Source organism: Pseudomonas putida S13.1.2 (assembly GCF_000498395.2).
Taxonomy (GTDB): domain Bacteria; phylum Pseudomonadota; class Gammaproteobacteria; order Pseudomonadales; family Pseudomonadaceae; genus Aquipseudomonas; species Aquipseudomonas putida_Q.
This window is the reverse complement of record NZ_CP010979.1, coordinates 3,980,190-3,993,959: the sequence shown is the minus strand read 5'-3', so window position 1 is coordinate 3,993,959 and position 13,770 is coordinate 3,980,190. Positions and strand designations below refer to the sequence as shown.

At 63.2% G+C, this 13,770-nt stretch carries 14 protein-coding genes; 7 read left to right on the top strand and 7 right to left on the bottom strand.

Annotation, left to right across the window (positions count from 1 at the left end; all coding sequences use genetic code 11):
* Positions 1–164: 164 nt before the first annotated feature.
* On the bottom strand, positions 165–881 hold the full coding sequence (locus N805_RS17695) for an SIMPL domain-containing protein (protein WP_028614165.1): 717 nt from the start codon (positions 879–881) through the stop codon (positions 165–167).
* Between the two features lie 201 nt (positions 882–1,082).
* Here N805_RS17695 and N805_RS17690 point away from each other — a divergent pair, with 201 nt between their 5' ends.
* The 4 genes from N805_RS17690 to N805_RS17675 all read left to right on the top strand — a co-directional run bounded on the left by N805_RS17690 (position 1,083) and on the right by N805_RS17675 (position 5,468).
* A complete protein-coding gene (locus tag N805_RS17690) occupies positions 1,083–2,339 on the top strand; it encodes an ATP-binding protein (RefSeq protein WP_028614166.1) in 1,257 nt (418 codons plus the stop codon).
* Positions 2,339–2,899, top strand: a complete 561-nt coding sequence (locus tag N805_RS17685) for a response regulator transcription factor (protein WP_003255244.1) — start codon at positions 2,339–2,341, stop codon at positions 2,897–2,899. The genes N805_RS17690 and N805_RS17685 overlap by 1 nt, the downstream gene beginning before the upstream one ends.
* Positions 2,900–3,113: 214 nt before the next feature.
* Positions 3,114–4,055 (top strand): AEC family transporter, encoded by a 942-nt coding sequence (locus N805_RS17680; RefSeq protein WP_019473925.1) that lies wholly within the window; start codon positions 3,114–3,116, stop codon positions 4,053–4,055.
* A 54-nt stretch (positions 4,056–4,109) separates the two neighbouring features.
* On the top strand, positions 4,110–5,468 hold the full coding sequence (locus N805_RS17675; RefSeq protein WP_028614167.1) for an amino acid permease: 1,359 nt from the start codon (positions 4,110–4,112) through the stop codon (positions 5,466–5,468).
* A 119-nt stretch (positions 5,469–5,587) separates the two neighbouring features.
* Here N805_RS17675 and N805_RS17670 read toward each other — a convergent pair whose 3' ends face one another.
* The 6 genes from N805_RS17670 to gatC form a co-directional block, all read right to left on the bottom strand.
* Positions 5,588–5,959, bottom strand: coding sequence for a carboxymuconolactone decarboxylase family protein (locus tag N805_RS17670; protein ID WP_016713161.1), 372 nt, complete (start codon positions 5,957–5,959; stop codon positions 5,588–5,590).
* A gap of 10 nt (positions 5,960–5,969) precedes the next feature.
* A complete protein-coding gene (locus N805_RS17665) occupies positions 5,970–7,013 on the bottom strand; it encodes a calcium/sodium antiporter (protein WP_019473687.1) in 1,044 nt (347 codons plus the stop codon).
* A 60-nt stretch (positions 7,014–7,073) separates the two neighbouring features.
* The gene (locus N805_RS17660; RefSeq protein WP_019473688.1) at positions 7,074–7,448 is read right to left on the bottom strand and encodes a septal ring lytic transglycosylase RlpA family protein; all 375 of its coding nucleotides are present in this window, start codon (positions 7,446–7,448) and stop codon (positions 7,074–7,076) included.
* Between the two features lie 150 nt (positions 7,449–7,598).
* The gene (gatB, locus tag N805_RS17655; protein ID WP_019473689.1) at positions 7,599–9,044 is read right to left on the bottom strand and encodes an Asp-tRNA(Asn)/Glu-tRNA(Gln) amidotransferase subunit GatB; all 1,446 of its coding nucleotides are present in this window, start codon (positions 9,042–9,044) and stop codon (positions 7,599–7,601) included.
* Between the two features lie 11 nt (positions 9,045–9,055).
* Entirely contained in the window at positions 9,056–10,507 is a 1,452-nt protein-coding gene (gene gatA, locus N805_RS17650; RefSeq protein ID WP_019473690.1) for an Asp-tRNA(Asn)/Glu-tRNA(Gln) amidotransferase subunit GatA, read from the bottom strand.
* A gap of 15 nt (positions 10,508–10,522) precedes the next feature.
* Positions 10,523–10,810, bottom strand: a complete 288-nt coding sequence (gatC, locus tag N805_RS17645; protein ID WP_019473691.1) for an Asp-tRNA(Asn)/Glu-tRNA(Gln) amidotransferase subunit GatC — start codon at positions 10,808–10,810, stop codon at positions 10,523–10,525.
* 205 nt (positions 10,811–11,015) lie between these two features.
* Between gatC and mreB the strand changes: the two genes are divergently transcribed.
* The 3 genes from mreB (at position 11,016) to mreD (ending at position 13,751) form a co-directional block, all read left to right on the top strand.
* A complete protein-coding gene (mreB, locus tag N805_RS17640; protein ID WP_003255163.1) occupies positions 11,016–12,053 on the top strand; it encodes a rod shape-determining protein MreB in 1,038 nt (345 codons plus the stop codon).
* 226 nt (positions 12,054–12,279) lie between these two features.
* Positions 12,280–13,263, top strand: a complete 984-nt coding sequence (gene mreC, locus N805_RS17635; protein ID WP_019473692.1) for a rod shape-determining protein MreC — start codon at positions 12,280–12,282, stop codon at positions 13,261–13,263.
* Positions 13,263–13,751: a rod shape-determining protein MreD gene (mreD, locus tag N805_RS17630; protein ID WP_019473693.1), complete on the top strand. Its 489-nt coding sequence runs from the start codon at positions 13,263–13,265 to the stop codon at positions 13,749–13,751. The genes mreC and mreD overlap by 1 nt, the downstream gene beginning before the upstream one ends.
* Positions 13,752–13,770: the final 19 nt, after the last annotated feature.

Below are 13,770 nucleotides of genomic sequence, written 5' to 3'. Positions count from 1 at the left end.
GGTGGTGCGTAGGAATCGTCCGAAAACGCTGAATTCGGCGCGGTCCCTGTGGCAGCGGGCATGTCGAGGCGTCGAACCGCCGCGAACAGGGGCGAAGCCCGTGCCATCCATTGCGGTGGCTTCTTCGCGGGCTCGCCCGCTCCCACAGGTGATTCGTGAACTATTTAGGGCATCTGCACTTCGATCAGGCCATCGGCATTCATGCTCACTTCACTGGTGCCTGCCTCGATATCCGGCGCCGGCGCTGCTTCATCTGCCCCCATGGCTTTCATCGCCATCGGCGCGCTGCGCAGGTACGGGCGCGGGTAACCGCTGCTGTTGAGGTTCAGGCTGACCACTTTGTAGCCCTTGCCGCCCAGCGCTTCGGTGGCCAGTTGCGCGCGCGCCTTGAAGGCATCCACCGCATCCTTGAGCAGTGCATCCTCGCTGGCCTTGCGCGTGGCCGGGGCGATGGAGAAGTCCATGCCGCCCATTTTCAGCTCTTGCAGCAAGTCGGCGGTAAGCTGGGACAAGGCCGGGAAGTTGTCGCTTTCCAGGCGCAGCTCGGCGCGCTCGCGCCAGCCGGTGATCTTCTGGCCCTTGCTGTCATACACCGGGTAGCTGTTGCGGCTGCCTTGGCTGATCTTCACGTCCTTGACCTGGCGCGACTGCTGCACGGCCTTGTTCATGGTTTCGGTGATCTGCTTGGCGAGCTTGCCCGGGTCGCTGTTCTGCGCTTCGCTGTACAGGGTCACGACCATCAGGTCGCGCGCCACTTCCTTGCTCACTTCAGCGCGCAGCGATACCTGGTTGTAACGTGGCTCATCGGCAGCCAGCGCCGGCAGGCTGGCGAGCAAGCCGCAGGACAGGATCAGGGCGGCGCCGCGACGTGGGATTTGCATGTGGTACTCCTTGGCAATAAAAGGCGTGGGGTTTGGCCATCCATTCCACGCATGGCCCATCAGACCGGCAACAGTGTAGTGGGTTCAAAAGTGCCATCATGAACCTGTGACAAAGTGTGGCGCTTTGCCGCATCGCTGCAGCGAGGCGCCCGGCTTCGGTATACTCCAGCCGATTTTCTGGAGCACTCATCAGGAGAGCTCATGCTCGCCGCCGTACAACCGTTGTCCGCTACCCGCCAGAACCTTTGGCGCCTGACCGTCATTCGGGTCCTGGTCCTGGCTGCCCAGGCCGGCTCCGTAGGCGTTGCCTACTGGACCGAACTGCTGCCGTTGCCGTGGCTGTCGCTGGCCGGCACCTTGGCGTTGTCCTCGCTGCTGTGTGCCTTCACGGCGCTGCGCTTGCGCCTGTCGCTGCCGGTCACCGAAATGGAGTACGCCCTGCAGCTGGCCTGTGACCTGCTGATCCACAGTGCCTTGCTGTATTACTCCGGTGGCTCGACCAACCCGTTCGTGTCGTATTACCTGGTACCGCTGGCGATTGCCGCGGTGACCTTGCCGTGGCTGTATTCGCTGATTCTTTCGGGTATCGCCCTGACCGCCTACAGCCTGCTGCTGGTGCAGTTCTACCCGCTTGAAGGCCTGCCCATGGCGCGGGACAAGATGCAGGTCTACGGCATGTGGCTGAGCATTGCCCTGGCTGCGGCGGTGATTACCTTCTTTGCCGCACGCATGGCCGAAGAGCTGCGCCGCCAGGAGCAGCTGCGCTCCGAACGGCGTGAAGAAAGCCTGCGCGACGAGCAACTGCTGGCCGTGGCCACCCAGGCCGCCGGTGCCGCCCATGAGCTGGGCACGCCGCTGGCGACCATGAGCGTGCTGATCAATGAAATGCGCCAGGACCACACCGACCCGTTGCTGCAGGAAGACCTGCAGATTCTTCAGGACCAGGTAAAGTTGTGCAAAGAGACCTTGCAGCAGCTGGTGCGCGCCGCCGAAGCCAACCGCCGGCTGGCGATCGTGGAACAGGATGTGACCGCCTGGCTGGACGAGGCGCTGAACCGTTGGCACCTGATGCGCCCGGAAGCGAGCTACCGCTTCCAGCGGCTGCGCGATGGCAAAGTGCCGCGCCTGACGCCACCACCCGACCTGACCCAAGCGCTGCTGAACCTGTTGAACAATGCTGCCGATGCCTGCCCCGATGACCTGGAAGTGCGCCTGGACTGGGACGCCCAGGACATTGTCATCAGTATCCGCGACCGTGGCCCTGGCGTACCGCCGGCCATCGCCGAAGCCATCGGCAAACCCTTCATTACCACCAAGGGCAAAGGCTTCGGCCTGGGCCTGTTCTTGAGCAAGGCCAGCGTGACCCGTGCGGGCGGTTCGGTGAAACTCTATAGTCATGAACAGGGTGGCACCCTGACCGAATTGCGCCTGCCCTATGGCAAGCGAGGAGATGAATGATGAGCGAAGAAAACCAGGTCGAAAGCGAAGAGCTGCCGCACCTGCTGTTGGTGGATGACGATGCCACCTTCACCCGGGTCATGGCCCGGGCCATGAGCCGTCGCGGTTTCCGCGTGAGCACCGCCAGTTCTGCCGAAGAAGGCTTGATCCTGGCGCAGCAGGACCTGCCGGACTACGCCACGCTGGACCTGAAGATGGACGGTGACTCCGGCCTTGTGCTGCTGCCCAAGCTGCTGGAGCTGGACCCGGAAATGCGCGTGGTGATCCTGACCGGTTACTCGAGCATTGCCACCGCTGTGGAAGCGGTCAAGCGCGGTGCCTGCAATTACCTGTGCAAGCCGGCTGACGCCGACGACGTGCTGGCCGCGTTGCTGTCCGAACACACCGACCTGGATACCCTGGTGCCGGAAAACCCGATGTCGGTCGACCGCCTGCAGTGGGAACACATCCAGCGCGTGTTGAACGAGCACGAGGGCAACATTTCGGCCACCGCACGGGCGCTGGGCATGCACCGGCGGACCTTGCAACGCAAGCTGCAGAAGCGCCCGGTCCGGCGCTGATCCCTTTTGCCTGTACCGGCCTCATCGCCGGCAAGCCAGCTCCCACAGGGGCCCCGCAGGTTCCGGTATGTATGCAATACCTGTGGGAGCTGGCTTGCCGGCGATAGGGCCGGCACAGTCGGAAACGTCTCTTTACCGCACCTGATCCCCGCAACTAACGGCCGTTGGCGTATCATTAGCCACCTAACGGCAACCTCTCCAGGATCGCTTGCGCATGCTCGCCCTTCTTATCCAGACGCTGAACATCACGGCACCTGTCTTCGCCATGCTGTTCATGGGCGTGCTGCTCAAACGCATTCACCTGATCGACGACAATTTCAACCGCGTCGCCTCGCAGTTGGTGTTCAACGTCTGCATGCCGGCGCTGCTGTTCCTCGGTATCTATCACGCCGACCTGGCTGCAGCGGTAAAACCCGGCGTCATCCTCTACTTCATCGCCGCCACCCTGGTTGGCTTCGCCGTCGCCTGGGGTATGGCCATCTGGCGCAGCCCGCTGGCGGACCGGGGCATCTATACCCAGGGCGCGTTCCGCGGCAACAACGGCGTCATCGGCCTGGCCCTGGCTGCCAGCTTGTACGGCGACTACGGTATTTCCCTGGGGGCGGTGCTCGCCGGGTTGGTCATCCTCATGTACAACTCGCTGTCGGCCGTAGTGCTGGCGGTGTACAGCCCGGACCTGAAGTCCGACCCGTGGAGCATCTGCAAGAGCATCTTCAGCAACCCGCTGATCATCAGCGTGCTGGTCGCGACACCCATGGCTTACGGCCAGGTGCCGCTACCCAACTGGCTGCTGACTTCAGGTGATTACCTGGCGCAGATGACCCTGCCGCTGGCGTTGATGTGCATTGGCGGCACCCTGTCGCTGGCGGCCTTGCGCGACAGCGGCCGGCTGGCCATCGACGCCAGCCTGGTGAAGATGGTCTGGCTACCGTTGGTTGGCACCCTCGGCGCGTGGCTGTGCGGCTTTCGCGGTGCCGAACTGGGCATCCTGTTCCTGTACATCGGCAGCCCGACCGCAGCAGCCAGTTACGTCATGGCACGGGCGGCCAACGGCAACCATGAGCTGGCTGCATCGATCATCGTGATCACCACGTTAATGGCGGCAATCACCACCAATATCGGCATTTTCATCTTGCAGTGGGGCGGATGGATCTAGATCCTTGACTGCAAACAACACAAAAAACAGCCTCACTGAACTAAAGGACACTTCATGCAAGACCAGAGCACGCCCGAGCAGTTACAGCGCGGGCTGAAGAATCGCCATATCCAGCTGATCGCACTGGGCGGTGCTATTGGTACCGGTTTGTTTCTGGGTATCGCCCAGACCATTCAGCTGGCCGGCCCTTCCGTATTGCTGGGGTATGCCATCGCTGGCCTGATGGCCTTCCTGATCATGCGCCAGTTGGGTGAAATGGTGGTGGAAGAGCCGGTGGCCGGTAGCTTCAGCCACTTTGCCCACCAGTACTGGAGCGAGTTCGCAGGCTTCGTGTCGGGCTGGAACTACTGGGTGGTGTATGTGCTGGTAGGCATGGCCGAGCTGACAGCAGTGGGTATCTACGTGCAGTACTGGTGGCCGGACTTCCCCACCTGGGCCACCGCGGCGATCTTTTTCGTGGTGATCAACCTGATCAACCTGACCCAGGTGAAGGTCTACGGCGAAATGGAATTCTGGTTCGCCCTGATCAAGGTCGTGGCCATCGTCAGCATGATCGGCTTCGGCGCCTGGTTGCTGAGCAGTGGCCATGGTGGCCCGGATGCCAGCGTGGCCAACCTGTGGCAGTACGGCGGCTTCTTCCCTAACGGTGTCAGCGGCCTGGTGATGGCACTGGCGGTGATCATGTTCTCGTTCGGTGGCCTGGAGCTGGTGGGTATCACCGCTGCCGAGGCCGACAACCCGCGCCAGAGCATCCCCAAGGCCACCAATCAGGTGGTTTACCGCATCCTGATCTTCTACATCGGTGCCCTGGCAGTGCTGCTGTCACTGTACCCGTGGCAGAAGGTGGTGCAGGGCGGCAGCCCGTTCGTGATGATTTTCCACGAGCTGGACAGCGACCTGGTGGCGACCATTCTCAATATCGTGGTGCTGACGGCTGCGCTGTCGGTTTACAACAGCTGCGTGTACGCCAACAGCCGCATGCTGTTTGGCCTGGCCAGCCAGGGTGACGCACCGCGCCAGCTGCTGAAAGTCAGCCGCAGCGGCGTGCCGCTGACTGCGCTGGGCGTGTCGGCCTTCGCGACCGGGCTGTGCGTGGTGATCAACTACCTGATGCCGGGCGAGGCCTTTGGCTTGCTGATGGCCCTGGCGGTTTCGGCGCTGGTGATCAACTGGGCGAGCATCAGCATTACCCACCTGAAGTTCCGCAAGGCCAAGCTGGCGGCCGGGATTACCCCGTTCTACAAGAGCCTGGGGCACCCGCTGACCAACTACCTGTGCCTGGCATTCATCGTGCTGATTCTGGTGGTGATGTACCTGACTCCGCCGATTCGCATCTCGGTGATGCTGATCCCGGCATGGATTGCCGTGCTGTGGGTGGCCTTCAAGCTGAAGAAGGCGCGCCAGGCCAAGTAAGTCAGGCAGGCTCGGCCTCTTCGCGGGTAAACCCGCTCCCACAGGTCCGGCGCAGCTTTTAAAACCTGCGTCGGACCTGTGGGAGCGGGTTTACCCGCGAAAGGGCCGAAGCAGGCGACCTATTGGTAACTGTCGATCACTTCCTGTGCCGCACGGAAAGCATCAATCGCCGCCGGCACCCCCGCATACACTGCACAATGCAGCAGTGCCTCGCGAATCTCTTCTACCGTACAGCCGTTATTCAACGCCCCGCGTACGTGCCCCTTGAGCTCTTGCGGGCACTTGAGTGCCGTCAACGTGGCCAGGGTAATCAGGCTGCGGGTTTTCAACGGCAGCCCCTCACGGGCCCAGACACTGCCCCAGGCATGTTCATTGACGAAGTCCTGCAGCGGCTGCGTAAAGTCGGTGGCATTGCCCAGCGCGCGGTCGACGAATGCATCGCCCATTACCTGGCGGCGAATCTGCTCGCCGGTCTTGTTGCTATCAGCCATGTTGTTCTCCTTAGTGTTGGCGGCGCCAGGCGCGGACAGTGGTATACAGCAGCACCACGGCGAGCACAGGCAGTACATAGAACAGCATCAACCGCTCCAGGCGCCCGGCCAGTGGCATGCCCATGGTGAACGCCGCCACATGCAGGCCGTAGGCCAGGTACAGGCAAAGGAACACCAGGCCTTCGGCGCGGGTGATGCGGTAACCGGAATAGAACACCGGCAGGCTTAGTGCGGCGACACCGAGCATTACCGGGAGGTCGAAGGCCAGGGCGTTGGGCGAGATCGACAGCGGCTCAGGGGTGATCAGCGCGGTCAGGCCCAGCACGGCCAGCAGGTTGAACAGGTTGCTGCCGATGACCGTGCCCACGGCAATTTCCCGTTCACCGCGCAGGGCCGCGATCAATGCAGCGGCGAGCTCTGGCAGGGATGTGCAGATGGCGACGACGGTAAGGCCGATGATGCGCTCGGACAGCCCCAGGTCGGTGGCAACCTCCACGGCGGCCTCCAGCAGCAGGTGCCCCGCCAGGCTCAGCAAGACAAGGCCGGCCAACACCAGCAGCAGCGTGCCTGACCAGAAGCGCCTGGCGCTGGATTTGGCGGTGTCCGGCGCGGGGTAGGTGCGTGCGTAGTGGCGCGACTGGTGCCAGAGCATTACCAGGTAGCCGACCAGGCCAAGCAGCAGCAGCCCCCCTTCAAACCGGCCCAGGTAACCGTTGGCGCACAGGGCATAGACCAGGCCACTGGCGACGATCATAAGCGGAATGTCCAGGCGCACCAGCTGGCGCGACACGCGCAAGGGGATGATCAGCGCGGCCAGGCCGAGAATGACCAGTACGTTGAAGATGTTGCTGCCGACCACGCTGCCGACCGCCACATCCGGCGCGCCCTGGTAGGCGGCCTGCAGGCTGACGGTGAGTTGTGGCGCGGTACTGCCGAAGGCCACCAGGCTCAGGCCGATAATCAACGGGCGAACATGAAGGCGTAGTGCCAGGCGCAGCGCTGCGCGCACCAGCAATTCGGCGCCGCCGACCAGCAGCAGCAGGGCAATGCCCAATTGCAGCAGGCTGAAGGTGGGAAGGGTGGCCAGGTCGAAAATGGTCGGACTCCTGTCGCGTCAGTCGCTAAGCCCTTGTACTCGCACGCGCGCTGTTCCGCTACGGAGCATGCCGATTTTTTCTGCTGCGGCGCGAGACAGGTCGATCAGGCGGCCGCGGGTGTGCGGGCCACGGTCGTTGATGCGCACCACCACACTGCGCTGGTTGGCCGTGTTGGTGACCCGTACGCGGGTGCCGAACGGCAGGCTGCGATGGGCGGCGGTAAGGCCGTGCTGGTTGAACGGTTCGCCGCTGGCGGTGCGTTTGCCGTGGTGGCGCGAGCCGTAATAGGAAGCGGTGCCCGTCTGGTCGTAACCGCGCGGGTCGATGTCATGGCTGGCGCAGCCGGCCAGGAAAGAGAAGAGGGCTAGCGTGCCGAGGGATTTTTTTAGCAAGTTCTTGCTCCGGTGCTATTGGGGCCGCTGCGCGGCCCATCGCCGGCAAGCCAGCTCCCACAGGTACCTCATCGCCCTCAAGAGCGGCGCTGTACCTGTGGGAGCTGGCTTGCCGGCGAACGAGGGCAAGGCCCTCGCCGCTTTTTCAGCTCAGCCTTCGAGCTTGGCCTTGAGCAATTGGTTCACCTGCCCCGGGTTGGCCTTGCCTTTGGAAGCTTTCATCGCCTGGCCGACAAAGAAGCCGAACATCTTGCCACGCTTGGCCTCGTCGGCTGCGCGGTACTGTTCGACCTGTTCGGCATTGGCTGCCAGCATTTCGTCGAGCATCTTGTCGATCGCACCGGTGTCGGTAACCTGCTTCAGGCCTTTGCTTTCGATGATGCTGTCGGCATCGCCTTCACCGGCGGCCATGGCCTCGAACACGGTCTTGGCGATCTTGCCGCTGATGGTGTTGTCGCGGATGCGCAGCAGCATGCCACCCAGGTGCGCGGCGCTGACCGGTGCCTGGTCTATCTCGATGCCCAGCTTGTTAAGCAGGCTGCCCAGCTCGACCATGACCCAGTTGGCGGCCAGCTTGGCGTCGCCACCGATTTTTACCACTTCCTCGAAGTAGTCTGCCTGTTCGCGGCTGGAAGCCAGCACGTTGGCGTCGTAGGCCGACAGGCCGTACTGGCTCTGGAAGCGTTCGACCTTCTGCGGCGGCAGCTCCGGCAGGCCGGCGCGAATGGTTTCGAGGAAGCTGTCCTCGATCACCACCGGCAGCAGGTCTGGGTCGGGGAAGTAACGGTAGTCGTTGGCTTCCTCCTTGCTGCGCATGGAGCGGGTTTCATCTTTGTTCGGGTCATACAGGCGGGTTTCCTGCACCACCTTGCCGCCGTCTTCGATCAGGTCGATCTGGCGCTGGATTTCGCTGTTGATCGCGCGCTCGATGAAGCGGAACGAGTTGACGTTCTTGATCTCGCAGCGGGTGCCGAACTCGGCCTGGCCTTTAGGGCGGATCGACACGTTGCAGTCGCAGCGCAGCGAGCCTTCGGCCATGTTGCCGTCGCAGATGCCCAGGTAGCGCACCAGCGCGTGGATTGCCTTGACGTAGGCCACGGCTTCCTTGGCACTGCGCATGTCAGGCTCGGAGACGATTTCCAGCAGCGGGGTGCCGGCACGGTTGAGGTCGATGCCGGTGGAGCCGCTGAAGTCTTCGTGCAGGCTTTTGCCGGCGTCTTCTTCCAGGTGCGCGCGGGTTACCCCGATGCGCTTGATGGTGCCGTCTTCCAGGGCGATATCCAGGTGGCCCTTGCCGACGATCGGCAGGTCCATCTGGCTGATCTGGTAACCCTTGGGCAGGTCCGGGTAGAAGTAGTTCTTGCGCGCGAATACGTTGCGCTTGCCGATTTCGGCATCGATGGCCAGGCCGAACATGCACGCCATGCGCACGGCTTCCTGGTTCAGCACCGGCAATACGCCGGGCATGCCCAGGTCAACCAGGCTGGCCTGGGTGTTCGGCTCTGAGCCGAAAGTGGTGGCGCTGCCGGAGAAGATCTTCGACTGGGTGGCGAGCTGAGTGTGGATTTCAAGCCCGATCACAACTTCCCATTGCATGTGTGAACTCCTCAGAAGCCGTTGGGGGCGCGGGTGTGCCAGTCGGTCACTTGCTGGTAGCGGTGCGCGACGTTGAGCAGGCGGCCTTCCTGGAAGTACGGCGCCAGCAGCTGTACGCCGACCGGCAGGCCGTCGACGAAGCCGGCCGGCATCGACAGGCCCGGCAGGCCCGCCAGGTTGGCGGTGATGGTGTAGACGTCTTCCAGGTAGGCAGCGACCGGGTCGCTGCTCTTGGCGCCAAGCTTCCAGGCCGGGTTAGGCGTGGTCGGGCCGAGGATCAGGTCGACATCGTTGAAGGCAGCCATGAAGTCGTTCTTGATCAGGCGGCGGATCTGCTGCGCCTTCACGTAGTAGGCGTCGTAGTAGCCGGCCGACAAGGCGTAGGTGCCGACCATGATGCGGCGCTGCACTTCGGTGCCGAAGCCTTCGCCACGGGAACGCTTGTACAGGTCGGTGAGGTCTTTTGGCTCTTCGCAGCGGTAGCCGAAGCGCACGCCGTCGAAGCGCGACAGGTTGGAAGAGGCTTCCGCCGGGGCGATAACGTAGTAGGCCGGGATGGCGTGCTGCATGTTCGGCAAGCTGATTTCCTTGACCACCGCGCCGAGCTTTTCCAGCTCTTTGACGCTGGCCTGGACCAGGTCGGCGATACGTGGGTCGAGGCCGGCACCGAAGTACTCTTTCGGCAGGCCGATGCGCAGGCCCTGCAGCGAAGCGTTCAGGTTGGCGCTGTAGTCCGGCACCGGCTCTTCGATGCTGGTGGAGTCCTTGGCGTCGAAACCGGCCATGCCTTGCAGCAGCAGGGCGCAGTCCTCGGCAGTGCGGGCCAGTGGGCCGCCCTGGTCGAGGCTGGAGGCGTAGGCGATCATGCCCCAGCGCGACACGCGACCGTACGTCGGCTTGAGACCGGTCAGGTTGGTCAGTGCCGCCGGCTGGCGGATCGAACCGCCAGTGTCGGTGCCAGTGGTGGCCGGCAGCAGGCGCGCCGCCACGGCAGCGGCCGAACCGCCCGACGAACCGCCTGGAACGTGTTCGAGGTTCCAGGGGTTTTTCACCGCGCCGTAGTGGCTGGATTCGTTGGCCGAACCCATGGCGAACTCGTCCATGTTGGTCTTGCCCAGGGTGACCATGCCGGCTTCAGCCAGCTTGGCGACCACGGTGGCGTCGTACGGTGCCTTGAAGTTGTCGAGCATCTTCGAGCCGCAACTGGTGCGTACGCCGTTGGTGCAGAACAGGTCCTTGTGGGCGATGGGTGCACCCAGCAGCGCGCCGGTTTCGCCTGCGGCGCGACGGGCGTCGGCGGCACGCGCCTGGCCCAGGGCCAGGTCTTCGGTGACGCTGATGAAGCTGTTGATTTGCGGGTCGAGTTGCTTGATGCGCGCCAACAGGGCGCCGGTCAGCTCTTCGGAGGAAAACGACTTGTCGGCGAGTCCGCGGGCGATCTCGGCCAGGGTCAATTGATGCATGGCAGGCTCTATCCCTTACTCGATGACTTTGGGAACCAGGTACAGACCGCTTTCGGTCGACGGCGCGATAGCCTGGTAGACGTCGCGCTGGTTGCTTTCTGTGACCTGGTCGGGGCGCAGGCGCTGGCTGGCCTCCAGCGGGTGGGCCAGGGGCTCGATGCCAGTGGTGTCGACCGCTTGCATCTGGTCGACCAGCCCGAGGATGCTGTTCAGGGCTTCGGTAATACGTGGCAGTTCGCCATCATTTAGCCCCAGACGGGCCAGATGGGCGATCTTTTCCACGTCGCAGCGTTCAAGCGCCATGGGGATCTCCAAGGGAAACAAAGAACGGAATTTGGGTCCGCAGTGAGGAACATGTCAGCTTTCTGGCGGTCCAACGGCCGCGATCATCGGCTGGCGTGCTCGGAAAAACAGCCAATTTAACATATTGGCTCCTTGCCCAAAATCCCTGCCATTGTTAGAGTTTGCCGCACTTTTTTACCCACGCTTTCCCCAGGGTCACTTTCCCATGTTCAAGAAACTGCGTGGCATGTTTTCCAGCGATCTTTCCATCGACCTGGGTACTGCCAACACCCTTATTTACGTGCGTGAGCGCGGTATCGTCCTGAATGAGCCCTCGGTTGTTGCCATCCGTACCCATGGCAATCAGAAAAGCGTCGTCGCCGTCGGTACCGAAGCCAAACGCATGCTGGGCCGTACGCCTGGCAACATTGCTGCCATTCGTCCGATGAAGGACGGCGTCATCGCCGACTTCAGCGTTTGCGAAAAAATGTTGCAATATTTTATCAACAAGGTCCACGAGAACAGCTTCCTGCAGCCAAGCCCGCGCGTGCTGATCTGCGTACCGTGCAAGTCGACCCAGGTAGAGCGCCGCGCCATTCGCGAGTCGGCCCTGGGTGCCGGTGCCCGTGAAGTGTTCCTGATCGAAGAGCCAATGGCTGCTGCCATCGGTGCTGGCTTGCCGGTTGAAGAGGCCCGCGGTTCGATGGTCGTCGATATCGGTGGTGGTACCACTGAAATCGCACTGATCTCCTTGAACGGCGTGGTTTATGCCGAGTCCGTCCGCGTTGGCGGCGACCGCTTCGACGAAGCCATCGTTACCTACGTGCGCCGCAACTACGGCAGCCTGATCGGCGAGTCCACCGCCGAGCGCATCAAGCAGGAAATCGGTACCGCTTACCCAGGCGGCGAAGTGCGCGAAGTCGATGTGCGTGGCCGCAACCTGGCCGAAGGGGTACCGCGTGCCTTCACCCTGAACTCCAACGAAGTGCTCGAAGCGCTGCAGGAATCGCTGGCGACCATCGTCCAGGCCGTGAAGAGCGCCTTGGAGCAATCGCCGCCCGAGCTGGCTTCGGACATCGCCGAGCGTGGCCTGGTGCTGACCGGTGGTGGCGCGCTGCTGCGTGACCTCGACAAGCTGCTGGCCCAGGAAACCGGCCTGCCGGTGATCGTCGCCGAGGACCCGCTGACCTGTGTCGCCCGTGGCGGCGGTCGCGCCCTGGAGATGATGGACAAGCACGCGATGGACCTGCTCTCCAGCGAGTGATCCCACTCGCTGTTCACGAGCGCCCGGTTTACAGGTAGTACGCACAGTGCTACCTGTATGTGCTGGGCGGGTGCCCGTTCAGGGCGCCGTATCCGTCAACCCGCAACCAGGCTGGTGCGTTGTCCCATGTCCAATGACCTCCTGAGTCGTCCACGAGGAACGGCCCATTAAACCGCTTTTCTCCAAGGGCCCTTCGCTGGGCGTTCGCCTGCTCGTTCTGGTGGTGATGTCGGTCGCGTTGATGGTTGTCGACGCGCGCTTTGACGTGCTCAAACCCGTGCGCAGCCAGATGGGCCTGGTGCTGATGGAGTCGTACTGGATCACCGACCTGCCGCAACGTGCGTGGCAAGGCGTGGCCGGCCAGTTCGGCAGCCGCACCGAACTGATCGCCGAAAACGAAAAGCTCAAGACCGAGGCCCTGCTGTTGCAGGGGCGCCTGCAGAAGCTGGCGGCCCTGACCGAGCAGAACGTGCGCCTGCGCGAATTGCTGAACTCTTCGGCGCTGGTCAACGAAAAAGTCGAAGTGGCCGAGCTGATCGGTGTCGACCCCAACCCGTTCACCCACCGCATCCTGATCAACAAGGGCGAGCGTGACGGTGTGTTCCTGGGCCAGCCGGTGCTCGATGCCCGCGGCCTGATGGGCCAGGTAGTCGAACTGATGCCCTACACCTCGCGGGTGCTGTTGCTGACCGATACCACCCATAGCATCCCGGTGCAGGTCAACCGCAACGGCCTGCGTGCCATCGCCAGCGGCACCGGCAACCCGGAGCGCCTTGAACTGCGCCATGTGGCCGATACTGCCGACGTGAAGGAAGGCGACCTGTTGGTCAGTTCCGGCATGGGCCAACGGTTCCCGGCCGGCTACCCGGTGGCAACGGTCAACGAGGTGATCCACGATTCGGGGCAGCCGTTTGCCATCGTGCGTGCCATCCCCACCGCCGCGCTCAACCGCAGCCGTTACATGCTGCTGGTATTCAGTGACCGGCGTACCCCGGAGCAGCGTGCTACCGACGCCGCCATCGCCCAGGAAGAGGCTGACCGCAAGGGCACCTCGGTCCCCGGCCAACCGGTGAGCACGGGCGAGCAGGGTACACCTGCCAGCAATACGCCTGTGGCGCCCGCCACACCCGCAGCGCCGGCCGCCCAGCCTGCAGCCCCGGCAGCTACCCCTGCCACGCCTGCCGCACCCGCTCACACCCGGAGACAATGATGGCTGCTTCACGCCGCAACAACGGCTGGGTCATCTGGCTGACTTTCGCCATCGGCCTGCTGCTCAGCGTCTCGCCCATGCCGCAGTTCATGGAAGTGTTCCGGCCCATGTGGCTGGCTTTGCTGGTGTCGTTCTGGACCCTGGCGGTGCCGAGCAAGGTTGGCATGACCACGGCATTCGTGCTGGGCCTGGCCGAGGACGTGCTGTACGGTACCCTGCTGGGGCAGAACGCACTGATCCTCACCCTCATCACCTTCCTGGTGTTGTCCCTGCAGCAGCGCCTGCGCATGTTCCCCATGTGGCAGCAGAGCCTGGTGATTCTGGTCATATTCGGCATCGCCCAGCTTATCCAGCTATGGCTCAGCGCGCTGACCGGCAACCGCCTGCCTACCCTGGCGCTGGTCTGGTCGGCGGTCATCAGTGCCTTGCTCTGGCCATGGATCAGTTTCGCCCTGCGCGACCTGCGCCGACGCTTGCATATCAACTGACGGCGACGCCGCAACTGAC